Source organism: Methylophaga sp. SB9B (assembly GCF_004832235.1).
In the GTDB taxonomy this organism is placed as follows: Bacteria; Pseudomonadota; Gammaproteobacteria; order Nitrosococcales; family Methylophagaceae; genus Methylophaga; species Methylophaga muralis.
Genome location: NZ_SSXS01000004.1, coordinates 225570 through 243317, shown reverse-complemented (window position 1 = coordinate 243317; position 17748 = coordinate 225570). Strand labels below are relative to the sequence as shown.

Below are 17748 nucleotides of genomic sequence, written 5' to 3'. Positions count from 1 at the left end.
AAGTCCCTGAAGGGCCGTAGAAGACCACTACGTTGATAGGTTGGGTGTGGAAGTGCAGTAATGTATGAAGCTAACCAATACTAATTGCCCGTGAGGCTTGACCATATAACCCCAAGTAAGTTGGGTGTGCACATAAGTGATAAAACCTTTACTTCCCGAATTAGCTTGCCTGAAAAGCAAGCAGCCAGTTATGCCTGGCGGCCATAGCGAGTTGGTCCCACCTGTTCCCATCCCGAACACAGAAGTGAAACAGCTCAGCGCCGATGATAGTGTGGGAGTTCCCATGTGAAAGTAGGTCACTGCCAGGCTTTAATATAAAACAAGCCCGACGCGAAAGCGCCGGGCTTTTTTTATATTCAAAACTTGTGGTGTCCTGCCTGAGCATGGCAACACCCCATGTGGCCGCAAATTGCTCCTGCATTAGCGGCATACCTTCCATCCATGGACATAACAAAATCGTCTGGAACAGATTTGGGCAGCGGTAGCTGCCTGAAGGGTGAAGTGCAGGGATGCACTTCATCAAAGTAAGTCGAACATAGCTAGGCCGCTCTTTATCGGGTGGCCTTTTTATTATCTATCGTTTAGACAATGTGACCTACTTGAACGGAGTGGTCAGTTGTTGCTCCTACAAAACCGACATAGGATGAACCTGAATGTTCAAGTGTCGCGCTAGCAGGATAGCGATAGCGACCATGATATCCATGTAAATAACTGTCAGGCTTTTATACAAAAAATACCCGTTTATCAGAGAAATATGGGTATTTTTTATCTATTAATTTTGCAATGATCTTCTTTCAACGAAGTAACCTATAATTGCTTCTGTAAAACTAATATAAGATATTCAAACAAGATACAAGTGATCTATTAATAGGGTATGGAACGTTTAATAGTAATAGCGATATCCAAATCTTGGATGGTACCAATATCTATTGTAGTAGCCACGGTATGGGTAGAAGCCATTGTAATAGAAAGGATCATAAAATGGATCCCTCTGTACAGTACGATATGGCTGCCATTTATACATGGTAGAAACATTAATCACCGGCATGGATAATTCTTTTTTGTCCACCATGCGTACCGCTTCTCCGTCCAGAGTTCCGGTAAATGTCAGTATTGTCCCTTCCTTATAAACGACAGGATCAATGAATTCAGTTGTTTTAGCTAGGAATCGGCCATCACTAGGTTGATTGGTAATCGGTTTACCATAATGGTTAAGCGGGTATTGAACAACTTGGATGATCGAAGAATCATTATTGTTTTCAACACTGACCACTTCACCGCCCCAACGAACTTGTTGTGCAGAGAAACTATCAACTTGACCTTTGATTTCATTAAGCTGAATATCATCGGCTGGAGCTGTACTGATTTGTTTCGGTACATTACTGCAGCCCGACAAAAGAACCAGGAGTAGATTTGCCATGACAAATCTGGATAATAATTTCATTAATGGCCTCGTGAAAAGTGATTGTCAGTCTGTTAGAACACAATCAATATAGTATAAGTTTCACTGATAAATCATTTACATATATTTACTTTTAAAGATTAGGGATATTTTTCCCAAAAATGCTGGACGGGTGTAATTATTACTGATATTCTTGCTGGCAATTTTCCAGTTAAATCTCCCAAACTTCAAACATACGCGTTCTCCACGCGCATCCAAGGCAATTCTGATATAAAAACCCATTTTAGGTAATACATGAATCTGACAGAACTAAAAAGGCAGTCCGCTGCTGAATTGATGGAACTTGCTCTCTCCATGAATCTTGAGGGCTTAGCCCGAAATCGAAAACAAGAACTTATATTTGCTTTGGTCAAAGCCCATGCAAAACAAGGTGATGACGTCTATACCACAGGGGTTTTGGAATTATTACCAGATGGTTTTGGATTTTTACGTTCTCCTGAAGACTCCTATGTTGCCGGACCAGATGATATTTATGTTTCACCAAGTCAGATTCGTCGGTTTCATTTACGAACTGGGGATACGATAAAAGGAAAAATCCGTCCTCCTAAAGATAGTGAACGTTATTTTGCCTTGGTAAAAGTTGATGAAATCAACTATGAAAAACCAGAGAATTCGCGCAATAAAGTTCCATTTGAAAACCTGACACCTCTTTTTGCCAACGAACGATTCAATCTTGAGCGTGGTAATGGCAGTACCGAAGATTTAACTGCTCGTATAATCGACTTGGCCTCACCAATCGGTAAAGGTCAACGGGGACTGGTTGTTGCACCACCAAAATCTGGTAAAACAATGATTTTGCAATCAATCGCACAGTCAATTGCCAGCAATTATCCTGAAAGTACCTTAATCGTATTATTGATCGATGAGCGCCCAGAAGAAGTGACTGAAATGCAACGCTCTGTTAAAGGCGAAGTTGTATCAAGTACGTTCGATGAGCCAGCAACGCGTCATGTGCAAGTTGCCGAAATGGTTATCGAAAAAGCAAACGTTTGGTTGAACATAAACATGACGTAGTTATTCTGTTGGATTCAATCACTCGCTTGGCTCGCGCTTACAATACTGTATCTCCTTCTTCAGGTAAGGTTTTAACTGGTGGTGTGGATGCAAATGCCTTGCAACGTCCAAAACGTTTCTTCGGTGCGGCAAGAAATATTGAAGAGGGTGGCAGCTTGACCATTATTGCAACCGCTTTGATTGAAACTGGTTCGCGGATGGATGAAGTTATTTTCGAAGAGTTTAAAGGTACGGGTAATATGGAAGTATTACTTGAGCGTAAACTAGCTGATCGTCGTATTTATCCTGCTATCAATGTCACCCGCTCCGGTACTCGCCGAGAAGAATTACTGACAAATGAGGAAGATTTGCAGAAATTGTGGATCCTTCGGAAAATTCTGGCTCCAATGGAACCCATCGAAGCAATGGAATTCCTGATGGATCGCCTGAAGTCAACTAAAACGAATGTTGAGTTTTTTGACTCAATGAAACAAGGTTAAACATAAGTTTGTCGAAAGGCTTGGTTGAAGTACCTCCGGCAATTTTTTTGATGGGCCCAACGGCCGCCGGTAAAACTGATCTGGCAATATTTCTGGCTCAGAACCTGCCAGTAGAAATTATTAGTGTCGACTCTGCGCTTATTTATAAGCAAATGAATATCGGTACTGCCAAGCCTGATACAAAGGTATTGCAGCAATTCCCGCATCATTTAGTCGATATCATTGATCCGCAACAGGCTTATTCTGCCGGTCGTTTTCGTCAAGATGCATTAGTTTTAATGGCTGATATTACCAAGCGTGGCAAAATCCCCTTACTTGTAGGTGGCACCATGCTGTATTTCAAAACATTACAGTACGGTATTGCTGAATTACCAGAAGCCGACGCTAATATCAGGGCAAAGCTTGAGCAAGAACTGAAGCAATTCGGACTGTCGCACTTGCACCAACGTTTAAATGAAGTTGATCCTGTCTCTGCAGCACGCATCCATGTTAATGATCCACAAAGATTATTACGAGCTTTGGAAGTGTATGAGATTTCAGGGAAACCACTAACTGAATTGACACAACACTCAGATTTCTTGCTGCCGTACAGCGTTATCAAAATTATTTTGTCACCTTTTGATAGAAAGATTCTGCATCAACGCATAGCAAAACGTTATGAGATGATGATGCAAGCGGGATTTATCGAAGAAGTTAAAAAGCTTCAGAAGCGAGGAGATTTGCATGCTGCACTTCCATCCATTCGCGCAGTTGGTTACCGACAAGCTTGGTCTTTTTTGAATGGTGAGTATGATGAGAACACTTTTATTGAAAGAGCGATAATCGCCACCAGGCAAATGGCGAAACGCCAATTAACTTGGTTAAGAGCCCAAAAAGATGGAGTTTGGTTTGATAGTGGTAACGATTTGCCAAACAAACAGGTATTGGATTTTATACGCTCGAAACTATCAGAATCCGATAATGCTTGACGATTCTGCGCAGCCTTTTAGAATGCCCGTAACACCTTAGCGTTTTAACAATAATAACAACGATGGAGTCGACAATGGCTAAAGCCCAATCCTTGCAGGATCCTTTTTTGAATGCATTACGTCGCGAAAATGTTCCAGTTTCGATTTATCTGGTCAACGGTATTAAATTACAGGGTCAAATCGACTCTTTTGATCAATTTGTGATATTGCTGAAAAATTCCGTTAATCAAATGGTATACAAACACGCAATCTCAACCATCGTTCCTGCAAGAAATGTTCAGATAACCCAAGAAGAGTAAGGGAGTTTATTGATTGTTTGACAGACCCGATAGCAACGCCGCTTTTGAAGAAAATGCCGAACAAGAGTCGGTAGTTCTAGTTCATCTCGATTTTAATGATCGTAGTTTTGATGAAACCCAACAAGAATTCCTTGAATTGGTTAATTCAACAGGGGCCAATATTTCCGCAGTGGTGCATGGTAAACGTCAACGGCCAGATTCAAAGTATTTTGCTGGAACCGGTAAAGTCGAAGAGATTGCCGAATTAGTTTCTGCTAATGATGCGGCGGTGGTTATTTTTAACCACGAACTTTCTCCCAGTCAGGAACGTAACCTCGAGCAACGGCTTAAATGTCGTGTGTTAGGACGTACCGGTCTGATACTGGATATTTTTGCCCGCAGAGCACGTTCGCATGAAGGTAAGCTCCAGGTTGAATTGGCCCAGTTACAACATCTTTCCACCCGATTAGTACGTGGCTGGACTCACTTAGAGAGACAAAAAGGTGGTATTGGTTTACGTGGTCCAGGTGAAACCCAGCTCGAAACCGATAGACGTCTATTAGGTCAACGCATCAAATCACTGAAAAAACGACTTGAAAAAGTCCGTTCGCAACGCGATCAGGGAAGACGTTCCAGACAACGTGCCGGTGTCCCTGTTGTCTCACTGGTGGGATATACCAACGTGGGAAAATCTACGTTGTTCAATCGCATGACAGCATCAGATGTTTATGCTGATGATCGTTTATTTGCCACTTTGGATCCTACATTACGAAGATTCAGGATAGCGGATACCGAGCCTTTGATTCTAGCTGATACAGTAGGATTTATTCGCCAATTGCCCCATGATTTGGTTGAGTCATTCAGTTCTACCCTGGAAGAAACCCGTGATGCATCATTACTGTTGCATGTGGTTGACGCTGCAGCGGTGGACAGAGATGAACTCATGAAACACGTTGATGAGGTTTTACAGCAAATCGGCGCTGATGAACTACCGCAATTGATTATTTATAACAAAATTGACCGCTTAGAAAACGTTCAGCCAAAACTAGAACGGGATCAGCAAGGAAAAATTCGTCGCATCTGGCTTTCTGCCCATACTGGTGAAGGCTTGGATCTACTTAGACTGGCATTACAAGAATATTTTCCTGAGCAACTCTTAGCGATTGAATCAGTCAATTAAGCGGACTTTTGGTTGCTATCGGCACCCATGTCCGTAAAATAGATTCATTCGGTTCCCATATTGAAAATCATAAATTAATTTTTGGAGCGGTACATGGCTTGGAACGAACCCGGTAGTGGTGATAAAGACCCATGGGGTAAGCGTGGTGGTAATAATGAAGGCCCCCCTGATCTTGATGAAGTTGTAAAAAATCTGCAGCGAAAATTTGCCGGAATGTTCGGCGGTAATAGTGGCGGAAGTAATAATACTCAACCTCCAGAAGGCGGTAGTAAATCAGGCTCAATTGGCGCAGGATTAATCGCTGCCATTATTTTGTTAGTATGGTTACTTTCCGGTATCTACATTGTAGAGCCAGCTGAAAGAGGCGTGGTATTACGTTTTGGCCAATATAGCCATACCTCTATGCCTGGACCTCATTGGCATTTCCCTTACCCGATAGATCGGGTTGAGGTGGTTGATGTGGCTAAAATACGCTCTGTAGAAATCGGTTATCGCTCAAGCGGTGGTCGACCAGAAAGCAATGTTTTATCTGAATCACTGATGCTTACCAACGACGAAAACATAGTGGATTTAAAAATTGCTGGTCAATATCGTATTAATGATGCGGCAGAGTATCTCTTTAATGTGCGTACTCCAGACACTATTCTCCGTCAGATGATGGAAAGTGCTGTCCGTGAAGTGGTTGGTCAATCAACGATGGACTTTGTTTTAACTGAAGGACGTAGTGAAGTTGCAACTCGTACTGAGCAACGTTTGCAAGCGATGTTAGACGCGCATGCCACAGGCTTAACGGTAACCAGCGTCAGTATGCAGGACGTACAGCCACCTGAGCAGGTACAGGATGCCTTTGCCGACGTCGTTAAAGCACGTGAAGATGAAGTCCGTGCCAAGAATGAGGCAGAAGCTTATTCGAACGATATTATTCCACGTGCTCGTGGTCAGGCTTTCCGTGTTATTCAGGAAGCTGAGGCATACAAAAGTCAGGTGGTCGCCAAAGCAAACGGTGAAGCAAGTCGTTTTGTGCAAGTTATGACTGAATATGAAAAAGCGCCTTTGATTACTCAAGAACGTCTTTACATCGATGCGATGGAATCGGTTTATAGCCGTAGCCAAAAAGTTATGGTTGACGTGGATAGTGGTGGCAACAATGTTCTTTACTTACCACTGGATAAAATGCGTGGCAGTAGCAATGCGCCCCGCGTAGATTTAAACAATTTAAATTATCCGACTACCAATAACCCCCAAACGTCATCGAGCACATCAGCTCAAGATGGTTCACGTAGCAGGGGAGGACGTTAATCATGAGTTCTAGATTTACTGCAATTATCTTTATTGTTGTACTGGCACTGATCACTCTCAGTTCTGCTATCTTCTTCGTTGATGAACGTGAACGGGTTATTCTGCTGCGTTTAGGTCAAATCGAAAAAGCTGATTTTGAGCCTGGTATTCATTTTAAAATTCCTTTCGTAAATGAAGTACGTCGTTTTGATGGGCGGATCCTGAGCCTTGATGCCACACCTGCTCGTTATCTGACAGGTGAAAAGAAGAACGTTATCGTGGATTCTTTTATCTTGTGGCGTGTTGCTAATGTTGCAGATTACTTCACATCGATGGGTGGCGACGAAGAAAGCGCCAAGCTACGTTTATCGCAAATCATTAAAGATGGACTGCGTGCTGAGTTTGGTCGTCGAACTATTCAGGAAGTGGTTTCTGGTGAACGTTCAGTTATGGTCAGTGGTTTGATGGACGAGGCAAACCGCATTGCCAATGAGTTTGGTATTGAAGTGGTCAACGTTCGTATCAAACGTATTGATTTACCTACTGAAGTCAGTTCATCAGTTTATACCCGTATGGAAGCTGAACGTGAGCGTGTTGCCAAAGATCTACGCTCTCGTGGTGCGGAAGAAGCTGAAAAAATCCGTTCAGATGCTGACAGACAAAGAACCGTTATTTTGGCTGAAGCTAATCGTCAGTCTGAAATGCTGCGAGGTGAAGGTGATGCACTTGCAACACAAATCTACGCAGATGCTTACGGTCAGAACGAGTCGTTTTACTCTTTCTACCGTCGTTTAGGCGCATATCAGCATATTTTCCAAGGGGATGATCTGCTGGTGATTGAACCAAAAGGTGATTTTTTCAGCAGTTTCAGTGACTTGAATATACTGGACTAGTGAGTGAGTCTCTAATTCACAGCTTATGGCTCGCCACCGCATTAATGCTGATTATTGAAGGGATTATGCCTTTTGTTAATCCTGCGGCATTAAGGCGAGCCTTACTGCAAATTGTCACCATGACTGATCAGCAATTACGCACAGTAGGGTTGCTCAGCATGGTGGCAGGTTTGCTGATTTTATATTGGGTTAATTAATTTACATGACATTAAAAGAAAGTTGGTTGCTCCCAGAGGGCATCGATGAATTAATGCCGGAAGAAGCTGCCCAGCTGGAAAGAATGCATCGTCTATTAGTGGATCGCATGCAAAGTTGGGGATATCAACTTGTGGTCCCGCCGCTAGTCGAATACCTGGATTCCTTACTGACAGGTACGGCAAAAACACTCGATTTACAAACTTTTAAACTGATTGATCAATTATCCGGTCGCTTGCTAGGCATTCGTGCTGATATGACTCCGCAGGTGGCTAGAATTGCAGCACATCGACTTCGAGATAATTCAGATGTGTTACGCCTGTGCTATATCGGGAGTGTTTTGCATACTTTACCAGCTGGTCAGGCCAGCTCACGTAATCCAATCCAATTAGGTGCTGAAATTTACGGCCATGCTGGTCCGGAAAGTGATATGGAAAGCATTCAACTAATGGTTGAATTGCTGAAGATTAGTGGAGTTGCCGGCTCAATCTCATTAGATATAGGCCATGTTGGCATTTATCGCGGTTTAGCCGATTTTGCTCAACTGGATGACGAGCAGGAACAAGCGCTTTTCTCTGCAATGCAGCGTAAGGCTTTGCCGGAAATTGAAAGTTTATTATCCAGCTATGCCATTAATGAACCGGCCAGAAAAATGCTGGTTGCCTTGTCTGAGTTAAATGGCGACGTGAAAGTGCTGGACAAAGCAAAGCAGATCTTAAAGGACGCACCGGAATCCGTACTGCAAGCGCTGGAAACGCTAAATATGTTGGCTGAAATGTCACAACAGCGTTTATCAGGCATACAGTTGAATTTCGATCTGGCTGAGCTGCGCGGCTATCACTACCATACCGGCGTAGTGTTTGCTGCATATCAATCAAGTTCGGCACAAGCCATTGCGTTGGGTGGACGATATGATGATATTGGACAGGATTTCGGTCATGCCCAACCTGCTACGGGCTTCAGTTTAGATTTGAAAAAACTGGTGACCAGCTTTCCCAAACCAAGGGAAAAGCGCCAGTTGATTAGCGCTACTTGGTCATCAGATCAATCACAGCTTGATATGGTTGAAAGCTTACGTGAACAGGGTAATATTGTGGTTTTTGCTTTACCCGGAAGCACAATAAATACCGAAAAAACATTGATTCAACAAGATGGCCGCTGGCAAGTGGTCGAGACAGGAAATAACACGCGTGGTTAAAAATATTGTAGTAATCGGTTCCCAATGGGGCGATGAGGGTAAAGGTAAAGTTGTTGACCTTTTGACTGACAGCGTTTCAGCTGTAGTACGCTTTCAAGGTGGACATAATGCAGGTCATACCCTGGTTATTGAGGGTAAAAAAACTATTCTGCACCTGATTCCTTCAGGCATTTTGCGAGAGCATGTTCAATGCCTTATCGGTAATGGCGTGGTGCTATCTCCGGAAGCATTAATTAAAGAAATGAATGAGCTGGAAGCCAATGGTATTCCAGTACGTCAGCGCCTGAAAATCAGTGCCGCCTGTCCATTGATTTTGCCTTATCACGTAGCGTTAGACGTCGCCAGAGAATCCCGTCGCGGTAAAGATGCGATTGGTACAACTGGACGCGGTATCGGCCCAGCGTATGAAGATAAAGTGGCGCGCCGAGGTTTACGTCTTGGCGATCTGGTCAACGAACAGAAGTTTGTAGAAAAACTGCGTGAAGTGGTGAGTTTCCATAACTTTGCCTTGATTAATTACTATCAGGCAGCGCCAGTCAGTTTTGAACAAGTGCGTGACGAAACATTAGCTATGCGGGATGTGTTACTGCCAATGATTGCCGATATACCGGCGATGCTACAGCAGTATTATCTCAACGGTGACCGGGTGATGTTTGAAGGTGCTCAAGGCGCTTTGCTGGATATTGATCACGGTACCTACCCTTATGTCACCTCATCAAACACGACTGCCGGTGGCAGTGCGACAGGTGCTGGTGTTGGCCCGTGCCATATTGATTATGTATTAGGCATTACCAAAGCTTATGCAACCCGCGTTGGCGCAGGTCCATTCCCTTCAGAATTAAGCTGTGATATCGGTAAGCATTTATCGGTTAAAGGTCATGAAAAAGGCTCGACTACCGGGCGTGATCGCCGCTGTGGTTGGCTTGATATGGTGGCATTAAACCGCGCCAGCTGGATTAACAGTATTACTGGTTTATGTTTAACCAAACTGGATGTATTGGATGGGTTGGAAATCATTCGTTTATGTGTTGGTTATAAACGCAATGGTGAAGATGTAACAGTTCTGCCATTGAGTGCGGATGAGTTTGAAGGCTGTGAGCCGGTTTATATCGATATGCCAGGCTGGCAGGATTCAACATTGGGTATCACCGAGTTTGACGCCTTGCCGGAAAATGCCCGGAACTATATTGATAAAATCCAAGAATTGGCTGGCGTTCCGATTGATATTATTTCAACAGGTCCTGATCGTTGCGAAACCATTATTCGCCGGGATCTATTTAGTCTCTAATTAAATAAACAGCCTGAGTAAAACGCCCTCTTAAAGAGGCGTTTTTGTCTGTGGGATTATTTTCGATCAGGCGAAATCGCGGCATAGAGTGCGGAATAGTCAGTATTTTCCATGCCCATTGCCATGGCTTTATCCAATAATCGACTAATGCCTTCCAGTGCCGTTGTATCAAGTCGAAGTTTTTCACCGACCTCCAGAAATAGCCGAGTATCTTTTGCCAGATGTTTGGTGGGAAAATTCGGATCACTGAAGTTGCGATTGAGCATACGTTCGAGTTTTTTATCAAATGTTGCAGCATAAATTGCACTTTCACGCACTATCTGCATAAACTGCTCAACATCAATCTGGTGTTCCTCAATCATGGCAAGACTCAGTGAAAATGTTGCTGTAAGCCCTGCAATTAACTGGTTCATCGCGAGCTTAATCGCAGCGCCTTGCCCCGTATCACCAATATAACGCGGTGTTTCTCCTATTAACTTCAATAGGGGCAACACTGACCTATAATTATCTTCAGGGCCTGCTGCCATTAGAATTAATTTACCACTACGGGCTTCAGGCAAGCTACCTAATACCGGGCACTCCAGATACGCGGCATTCACACTATTTAACTGACTTTCAAGATGCTGAGATTGTTCGGGAGCAATGGTTCCCATTTGCATAAACAGCTTGTCTGCAAAGACTGCGGGATCCACATTGTCCAGAACTGTGGCAATTGCATCGGCATCACTCAACAGCAAAATAACTATTTCACTTTGCTGAACAGCTTCGCTGGCCGTTTCACAGATTCGGGCACCTTGAGCGCTTAAATTAGCAACCTTTTTAATGCTTCGGTTGTAGATACTCAACTCGCATTTCTGGTCGAGAAGACGCTCTGCCAATGCATTGCCCATCAGGCCACCACCAAGAATGGCTATTTTCATATCTGACTCCGGTTTTGTTTAACTAAAAATTCTATTCTTACATAGATGCTGCGTGCGTTGTGGGATACAATATGCGGGCATTTACAGCCGCTACAGGGGAAAACTGTGTACAAAAAAAACATGAGCATTGCTGATTTTGATGACGAGTTGTTTCAGGCAATTTCTGCTGAAGAACAACGTCAGGAAGATCATATCGAATTAATCGCTTCTGAGAACTATACCAGCCCACGGGTGATGGAAGCTCAGGGCTCATTGTTAACCAACAAATACGCAGAAGGTTATCCTGGCAAACGTTATTATGGCGGCTGTGAACATGTTGATACCGCTGAAGATCTGGCGATTGAACGTGCAAAAGCATTATTTGGTGCTGATTACGCTAACGTGCAACCACATTCCGGCTCACAAGCCAATGCTGCAGTTTATCTAGCCTTATTGCAACCCGGCGATATGATTCTGGGAATGAGTCTGGCACATGGTGGTCATTTGACTCACGGTGCCAAAGTCAGTGCATCCGGAAAAATCTATAATTCTGTTGCTTACGGCATTAGCAGTGATACCGGTGAGATTGATTATAACGAAGTTGAAAAACTGGCTAAAGAACATCAGCCAAAACTGATCGTTGCAGGTTTTTCGGCTTACTCACGTATTATTGACTGGCAAAAATTCCGTGATATTGCGGATTCAGTTGGCGCATATCTACTGGTTGATATGGCCCATGTGGCCGGTCTGGTTGCGGCAGGACTTTACCCGAATCCAGTACAAATCGCTGATGTAACGACCACAACTACTCACAAAACATTAAGAGGTCCACGTGGTGGTCTGATTCTGGCCAAATCCAATCCTGAAATTGAGAAAAAGCTGAACTCAGCCGTTTTCCCTGGTTTCCAGGGTGGGCCGTTAATGCATGTGATTGCGGCTAAAGCGGTTGCTTTCAAAGAAGCAATGTTGCCGGAGTTCAAAACCTATCAACAGCAAGTTGTTAAAAATGCCCAGGCGATGGCCAAAGTATTTATGGCCCGTGGCTATGATGTCGTTTCTAAAGGAACTGATGATCATCTGTTCCTGGTCAGCTTTATTGAAGCTGGTCTGACCGGTAAAGAAGTTGATGCATGGCTGGGTAATGCGCATATTACGGTCAATAAAAATGCCGTGCCTAATGATCCGCAATCACCATTCGTTACCTCTGGTATTCGTGTTGGTACTCCTGCTGTCACCACGCGTGGTTTCAGTGAACAGGATTGCACCGACTTGGCGGGCTGGATGTGTGATGTCATTGACAGTCATGGCGATGAAAAAGTGATCGCAGCCATCCGTGACAAGGTGACGGAAATCTGTAAACGTCTGCCAGTTTACTCATAAGTTTGTGCTGACTGATGCGCTGCCCGTTTTGCGGAGCTGAAGATTCAAAAGTCGTCGATTCGCGTCTCTCTTCCGAGGGAGATGCGATTCGACGTCGTCGCATGTGTCAGGTGTGTAATGAACGTTTTACCACTTACGAAACAGCTGAACTGAGTCTGCCACGCTTGATCAAGCGTGATGCTACCCGTGAAGCGTTTGATGAAAATAAATTGCGTGCCGGTATTATGCGTGCACTTGAAAAGCGCCCAGTCAGTATTGATGCCATTGATAATGCGGTCAAAACCATCACCAGACGCTTATGGGCAACCGGTGAAAGAGAAGTGCAGAGTCGTCTGGTTGGTGACTGGGTAATGCATGCATTGCGTGAGCTGGATGAAGTAGCTTATGTCCGGTTTGCTTCGGTTTATCGTAGTTTTCAGGATGTGAATGCGTTTCGGGAAGAAATCGAACGTATGGAAAATCGTGCTTTATCTGATAAAGACAGCTGAATTTAATAGTCAGCTACAGTTTATGCAAACGCATCATTCGAATGCGATTACAATCAATGTAAAAGATCATCTGTGGAGGCAACCCCAATGAGCCAACACGAACAATTTATGGCACAGGCCATACAGCTGGCCTGGAAAGGTTTATACACCACTGATCCTAATCCAAGGGTGGGCTGTGTCATTGTCAAAAATGATCAGGTTATTGGTGAAGGCTGGCATCATCGCGCCGGTGAAGCCCATGCAGAAATTAATGCTTTACACGATGCAGGACATAATGCAGAAGGCGCTGATTGTTATGTGACTCTGGAACCCTGTAGTCATTTTGGCCGTACACCACCTTGTGCCGATGCACTGATTCGAGCCGGAATAAAACGTTTATATGTGGCGATGACCGATCCCAATCCTGTAGTTTCAGGAACCGGTATGCAACGGCTTGAACAGGCTGGAATAGAAGTTCATCAGGGCATACTGACCTCACAAGCTGAGCAATTAAATCCAGGCTTTATTCAGCGTATGCGCATTGGCAGACCCTATGTGCGAAGTAAAATGGCGATGAGCCTTGATGGTCGCACGGCAATGGCATCAGGCGAGAGCAAATGGATAACCGGCCCTGAAGCACGAGCGGATGTACAAAAACTCAGAGCACGCAGCTCAGCGATTGTCACGGGGGTCGGTACGGTTATCGCTGATGACCCCTTGTTAAACGTTCGTCATGTTGCTGATTGGTATCCCCATGGAGAAGCCATACGTCAACCGTTAAAAGTCATTGTCGATAGTGAATTGCGTATGCCTGCCAATGCCCAAATTCTCAACGACGAAAAAGTATTGCTGTTTACCGCCTGTGATCGCATGGTGCGTAATGATGTTGAAACCATTGTTTTGCCAGCACCAAATAACCAGGTCGATCTAAGTGGAATGTTATCGGTATTGGCCAAACGTGAAATCAATGAAGTTATGGTTGAAGCCGGCGCTGTCTTAAACGGTGCATTATTACGCTCACAATTAATCGATGAAATGATTTTTTATGTTGCACCCAAACTGATGGGGGATGCCGCCCGAGCTGTTTTCCATCTGCCCGGTATGGACTATATGGCACAAAATATTGAATTAGATATCACTGATATTCGTGCCGTTGGCAATGACTGGCGAATTACCGCTAAACCACACTATAACGAGGCTTTTTAATTCATGTTCACAGGTATTATTGCGGCTGTAGGTCAGCTCAAATCTCTGCAATCGGTAGGTGGTGATATCCGCTTGCATATTGACTCTGCGAAGTTGGATCTTAACGACGTCAAGCTCGGAGATAGCATTGCGGTCAATGGTGTGTGTTTAACTGTAGTCGAAATGGCGAGCAGAAGTTTACAGTTTGATGTGTCTCAAGAAACACTGCAGCGTACCAGTCTGGGACAATTAAAAACGGGTAGTGAAGCCAATCTTGAGAAAGCCCTTGCCGTTGGGGATCGTTTAGGTGGTCATATGGTTAGCGGGCATGTTGATGGTTTGGGTGAAGTGATCAGTAAAACGGCTTCGGCGCGTTCCTGGCAATATAAGATAAAAGTCCCTGCAGAACTGGAGCGTTATATCGCAGAAAAAGGTTCAATTACCATTGATGGGGTTAGTCTGACAGTCAATGGCGTTTTTGATGGTGGGTTTGATATTAATATCATTCCACATACACTTGAAGAGACGATCATTAAACATTATCAAACTGGTACCAAGGTCAATCTGGAAGTAGATTTGATTGCCCGTTATCTCGAGCGTTTGCTACCTCAGACCGGCTCTAACATCAGCCGGGACTTCCTTACACAACATGGTTATATCCGTTAATGCAAATCAATAGTACTCAAGAGATCATTGATGATCTGAAACAAGGCAAAATGGTCATCATCATGGATGACGAAGATCGCGAAAATGAAGGTGATTTAGTGATGGCCGCTGATAAGGTAACTGCTGAAGCAGTTAACTTTATGGCTAAATTCGGTCGTGGACTGATTTGTCTGACTTTGACTGAAGATCGTTGCCGTCAATTACGTCTGCCATTAATGGTCACCGATAATCAAACACCGTATGCCACCAATTTCACCGTTTCAATTGAAGCCGCTGAAGGGGTAACAACTGGGATATCTGCCGCTGACCGTGCATTAACGATTCAAAAAGCAGTGGCTACGCAAGCCAAGCCCGAGGATTTGGTTCAGCCGGGACATATTTTTCCGTTAAAAGCCCAGCCAGGTGGGGTATTAACCCGTGCCGGACATACAGAGGCCGGTTGCGACTTGGCACATCTGGCGGGTTGTACACCTGCAGCAGTGATTGTTGAGATCCTCAATGATGACGGCACTATGGCGCGACGCCCAGATTTGGAGATATTTGCTGAAACCCATCAGCTAAAAATCGGCACCATCGCAGATTTAATCAGCTATCGTCTGCAAAATGAAATGACCATTAAAGCCATGTCGACCTGTAATTTTCCGACAGAATATGGTGATTTCACCTTGCACAGCTATCAGGATGATGTAAACAGCCAAACCCATTTGGCTCTGGTTTACGGTGATATCGATGCCGAGCAGGAAACATTGGTGCGGGTGCATATGGCCGATCCATTGGGTGATTTACTGGCATCAAAACGTGAACCGACACATTGGCCTTTGCCGGATGTGATGCGCCGAATTCAGCAGGCTGGCAAAGGCGTATTAGTAGTCTTGCGGCAACCAGAACAAAATAAGCAACTGGCGGCTAAAATTGCTCGATACCAGCAGCAAGATCAAGGTGAAGCCGCACCATTCAAAGCCAGTTGGGATTTAAGAACCTTTGGCGTAGGCGCACAGATTTTAGCGGATTTGGGTGTGCGTAAAATGCGCGTGATCGGCACCCCAACTAAACTAACGGGTGTCTCTGGCTTTGGTTTGGAATTAACCGGCTACCTAGAAGATTGAATATAACCGGTGAATAAGCATATTTATATTGTTGCTGGAGAAGCATCGGGCGAAGCACATGCTGCCCGCTTGGTCAGCGCATTAAAAAAACAGCAACCTGCTATTTATATCACTGGAATCGGTGGTGAAAAAATGCGGGCGGCTGGTGCCGATATCAATATCGATTTTGCAGAACTTGCGGTGATGGGTCTGGTGGAGGTCATCAAACGCTATCCGAAAATTAAAGGCATTTTTAATCAGGTCGTAGCAGAACTACGCCGCCAACCACCTGATTTACTTATTCTGGTGGATTATCCCGGCTTCAATCTGAAACTGGCTAAACAAGCAAAAAAACTCGGTATTAAAGTGCTGTATTACATCAGCCCGAAAATCTGGGCCTGGCGAGCGGGGCGAATCGAGCAAATCAAACGCGATGTTGACCATATGGCGGTGTTGTTTCCATTTGAACAGGATATATACCAGGCCGCTGGGGTGGCTGTAACTTGTGTCGGGCACCCGTTAGTCGATGCAGTTCAGACAGAACTTACCCAGAAAACCGCACGAGAGAAATTTGCTCTGGATAAAGCTGTTCGAGTGATTGGTTTGTTTCCCGGTAGCCGGCGTAGTGAAATTTCAGCTTTACTACCAGTAATGTTGGAAGCGGCTGAGCGGATCCAGAAACGTCATTTTCCGATTCAGATAGTGATTCCTCAGGCTCCCGGAATTGATGAAACCTACCTGCAACAGTATTTAGCCGGTTCATCTTTACGCATTAGCATTATTAAAGACGACTTTTACGAGGTTATTAGAGCTTGTGATGCCATCGTGGCTGCTTCAGGCACTGTAACGCTGGAAATTGCATTGATAGGTGTGCCGCATTTTATTACCTACAAAGTTTCACCATGGAGTTATCGAATCCTGAAACGGCTGGTGAAAATTCCTTATGTAGGATTATGCAATATTGTGACGCAGCAGCCGGTCATTAAAGAATTACTGCAAGATGAAGTCACTGCCGTTCGGCTGGAACAGCAGTTAATGGATTTGCTGACACATCCCCAACGAATGCAGCACGCTGAGCAAATCCGTCAACAGGTGCTTAATGCGCTTGGACCGAGTGGCGGGGCAGATAATGCTGCTGAGCTTGTGCTGAGATTACTTTCTAAATGAGTGTGATCGCGTTAATTGCGGGTATAGATGAAGTTGGAAGAGGCCCATTAGCCGGCCCAGTGGTTACCGCTGCTGTGGTTCTGGATCCTGGTAAACCCATTCATGGTCTGACGGATTCTAAAAAACTCAGTGAAAAACGTCGAGAACAGCTGGTGCCAATGATTGAGCAATATGCTTATGCCTGGGCGTTGGCAGGGCGGAAGTGGAAGAAATTGATCAGTTAAATATACTGCAAGCCAGTTTGCTGGCAATGCAACGTGCAGTGGCTGCTTTACCTTTCGCTCTTGAGCATGCTCTGGTTGATGGCAATCATGCACCAAATTTGAATTGCCCAGTCACCACGATCATTAAAGGTGATTTGAGCGAGCCAGCCATCGCCGCTGCTTCAATATTAGCCAAAGTGGCCAGGGATCGTGAAATGTTGGTCTTGGATCAACTTTATCCCGGCTATGGACTAGCAAAACACAAAGGCTATCCGACCGCACAGCACCAACAAGCATTACTGGAGCTTGGACCATCCCCCATTCATCGGCGGTCATTTGCACCAGTTCGCCGGGCCATAAGATAAATTTATGCATTTTCCAGTTATCGCCTGCAAGCATGGTATTATTCGCACCTTATGCTGTCGATAAACTCACTCATTAACTCAATCAAACGGATCAAAGC

General features: G+C 44.6%; 16 protein-coding genes, 2 rRNA genes and 2 pseudogenes. 18 read left to right on the top strand and 2 right to left on the bottom strand.

Annotated features, from left to right (window positions below; genetic code table 11):
- A 23S ribosomal RNA gene (locus E8Q33_RS06545) occupies positions 1-105 on the top strand; the annotation flags it as partial.
- Between the two features lie 88 nt (positions 106-193).
- Positions 194-308 (top strand): 5S ribosomal RNA (gene rrf, locus E8Q33_RS06540).
- 575 nt (positions 309-883) lie between these two features.
- Here rrf and E8Q33_RS06535 read toward each other — a convergent pair.
- Positions 884-1444, bottom strand: a complete 561-nt coding sequence (locus E8Q33_RS06535; protein ID WP_136553692.1) for a Slp family lipoprotein — start codon at positions 1442-1444, stop codon at positions 884-886.
- Between the two features lie 252 nt (positions 1445-1696).
- Here E8Q33_RS06535 and rho point away from each other — a divergent pair.
- The 9 genes and pseudogenes from rho to E8Q33_RS06490 all read left to right on the top strand — a co-directional run bounded on the left by rho (position 1697) and on the right by E8Q33_RS06490 (position 10233).
- Positions 1697-2955, top strand: a pseudogene (gene rho, locus E8Q33_RS06530) (transcription termination factor Rho).
- 50 nt (positions 2956-3005) lie between these two features.
- Positions 3006-3923 carry a tRNA (adenosine(37)-N6)-dimethylallyltransferase MiaA gene (gene miaA, locus E8Q33_RS06525; protein ID WP_247869961.1) on the top strand — a complete coding sequence of 306 codons (918 nt, stop codon included), beginning with the start codon at positions 3006-3008 and terminating at the stop codon, positions 3921-3923.
- A 74-nt stretch (positions 3924-3997) separates the two neighbouring features.
- Complete coding sequence (gene hfq, locus E8Q33_RS06520) at positions 3998-4222, top strand: RNA chaperone Hfq (RefSeq protein WP_069296001.1); 225 nt, start codon at positions 3998-4000, stop codon at positions 4220-4222.
- 13 nt (positions 4223-4235) lie between these two features.
- Entirely contained in the window at positions 4236-5381 is a 1146-nt protein-coding gene (gene hflX, locus E8Q33_RS06515) for a ribosome rescue GTPase HflX (protein WP_069296002.1), read from the top strand.
- Positions 5382-5474: 93 nt separating this feature from the next.
- Complete coding sequence (gene hflK, locus E8Q33_RS06510) at positions 5475-6680, top strand: FtsH protease activity modulator HflK (RefSeq protein WP_136553688.1); 1206 nt, start codon at positions 5475-5477, stop codon at positions 6678-6680.
- 2 nt (positions 6681-6682) lie between these two features.
- Positions 6683-7552 (top strand): protease modulator HflC, encoded by an 870-nt coding sequence (hflC, locus tag E8Q33_RS06505; RefSeq protein WP_069296003.1) that lies wholly within the window; start codon positions 6683-6685, stop codon positions 7550-7552.
- On the top strand, positions 7552-7749 hold the full coding sequence (locus E8Q33_RS06500; RefSeq protein WP_069296004.1) for a DUF2065 domain-containing protein: 198 nt from the start codon (positions 7552-7554) through the stop codon (positions 7747-7749). Before hflC ends, E8Q33_RS06500 begins: the two co-directional genes overlap by 1 nt.
- A 5-nt stretch (positions 7750-7754) precedes the next feature.
- Positions 7755-8945 (top strand): ATP phosphoribosyltransferase regulatory subunit, encoded by a 1191-nt coding sequence (locus E8Q33_RS06495; protein WP_136553687.1) that lies wholly within the window; start codon positions 7755-7757, stop codon positions 8943-8945.
- Complete coding sequence (locus E8Q33_RS06490) at positions 8938-10233, top strand: adenylosuccinate synthase (protein ID WP_136553685.1); 1296 nt, start codon at positions 8938-8940, stop codon at positions 10231-10233. Before E8Q33_RS06495 ends, E8Q33_RS06490 begins: the two co-directional genes overlap by 8 nt.
- A gap of 56 nt (positions 10234-10289) precedes the next feature.
- On the opposite strand, the gene E8Q33_RS06485 is transcribed toward E8Q33_RS06490, so the two are convergent.
- Positions 10290-11153 carry an NAD(P)-dependent oxidoreductase gene (locus tag E8Q33_RS06485; RefSeq protein ID WP_136553683.1) on the bottom strand — a complete coding sequence of 288 codons (864 nt, stop codon included), beginning with the start codon at positions 11151-11153 and terminating at the stop codon, positions 10290-10292.
- Between the two features lie 105 nt (positions 11154-11258).
- Between E8Q33_RS06485 and glyA the strand changes: the two genes are divergently transcribed.
- From glyA to rnhB, 7 genes and pseudogenes are all read left to right on the top strand, one after another.
- Positions 11259-12512 (top strand): serine hydroxymethyltransferase, encoded by a 1254-nt coding sequence (gene glyA, locus E8Q33_RS06480; protein ID WP_136553681.1) that lies wholly within the window; start codon positions 11259-11261, stop codon positions 12510-12512.
- A gap of 14 nt (positions 12513-12526) precedes the next feature.
- Positions 12527-13000 (top strand): transcriptional regulator NrdR, encoded by a 474-nt coding sequence (gene nrdR / locus E8Q33_RS06475; RefSeq protein ID WP_136553679.1) that lies wholly within the window; start codon positions 12527-12529, stop codon positions 12998-13000.
- 87 nt (positions 13001-13087) lie between these two features.
- On the top strand, positions 13088-14185 hold the full coding sequence (gene ribD / locus E8Q33_RS06470; protein ID WP_136553677.1) for a bifunctional diaminohydroxyphosphoribosylaminopyrimidine deaminase/5-amino-6-(5-phosphoribosylamino)uracil reductase RibD: 1098 nt from the start codon (positions 13088-13090) through the stop codon (positions 14183-14185).
- Between the two features lie 3 nt (positions 14186-14188).
- Positions 14189-14830, top strand: a complete 642-nt coding sequence (locus tag E8Q33_RS06465) for a riboflavin synthase (protein WP_069296011.1) — start codon at positions 14189-14191, stop codon at positions 14828-14830.
- Positions 14830-15936: a bifunctional 3,4-dihydroxy-2-butanone-4-phosphate synthase/GTP cyclohydrolase II gene (gene ribBA, locus E8Q33_RS06460; protein WP_069296012.1), complete on the top strand. Its 1107-nt coding sequence runs from the start codon at positions 14830-14832 to the stop codon at positions 15934-15936. Before E8Q33_RS06465 ends, ribBA begins: the two co-directional genes overlap by 1 nt.
- A 9-nt stretch (positions 15937-15945) precedes the next feature.
- On the top strand, positions 15946-17082 hold the full coding sequence (gene lpxB, locus E8Q33_RS06455; protein WP_136553675.1) for a lipid-A-disaccharide synthase: 1137 nt from the start codon (positions 15946-15948) through the stop codon (positions 17080-17082).
- Positions 17079-17650 (top strand): annotated as a pseudogene (gene rnhB, locus E8Q33_RS06450) (ribonuclease HII). Before lpxB ends, rnhB begins: the two are co-directional and overlap by 4 nt.
- The last annotated feature ends 98 nt before the right edge of the window (positions 17651-17748 follow it).

Bases quoted from the DNA above. Each gene is read 5' to 3' on its own strand.
- E8Q33_RS06535 (WP_136553692.1), bottom strand. From the start codon at position 1,444: ATGAAATTATTATCCAGATTTGTCATGGCAAATCTACTCCTGGTTCTT.
- miaA (WP_247869961.1), top strand. From the start codon at position 3,006: ATGGGCCCAACGGCCGCCGGTAAAACTGATCTGGCAATATTTCTGGCT.
- hfq (WP_069296001.1), top strand. From the start codon at position 3,998: ATGGCTAAAGCCCAATCCTTGCAGGATCCTTTTTTGAATGCATTACGT.
- hflK (WP_136553688.1), top strand. From the start codon at position 5,475: ATGGCTTGGAACGAACCCGGTAGTGGTGATAAAGACCCATGGGGTAAG.
- hflC (WP_069296003.1), top strand. From the start codon at position 6,683: ATGAGTTCTAGATTTACTGCAATTATCTTTATTGTTGTACTGGCACTG.
- E8Q33_RS06495 (WP_136553687.1), top strand. From the start codon at position 7,755: ATGACATTAAAAGAAAGTTGGTTGCTCCCAGAGGGCATCGATGAATTA.
- E8Q33_RS06485 (WP_136553683.1), bottom strand. From the start codon at position 11,153: ATGAAAATAGCCATTCTTGGTGGTGGCCTGATGGGCAATGCATTGGCA.
- nrdR (WP_136553679.1), top strand. From the start codon at position 12,527: ATGCGCTGCCCGTTTTGCGGAGCTGAAGATTCAAAAGTCGTCGATTCG.
- ribD (WP_136553677.1), top strand. From the start codon at position 13,088: ATGAGCCAACACGAACAATTTATGGCACAGGCCATACAGCTGGCCTGG.
- E8Q33_RS06465 (WP_069296011.1), top strand. From the start codon at position 14,189: ATGTTCACAGGTATTATTGCGGCTGTAGGTCAGCTCAAATCTCTGCAA.
- ribBA (WP_069296012.1), top strand. From the start codon at position 14,830: ATGCAAATCAATAGTACTCAAGAGATCATTGATGATCTGAAACAAGGC.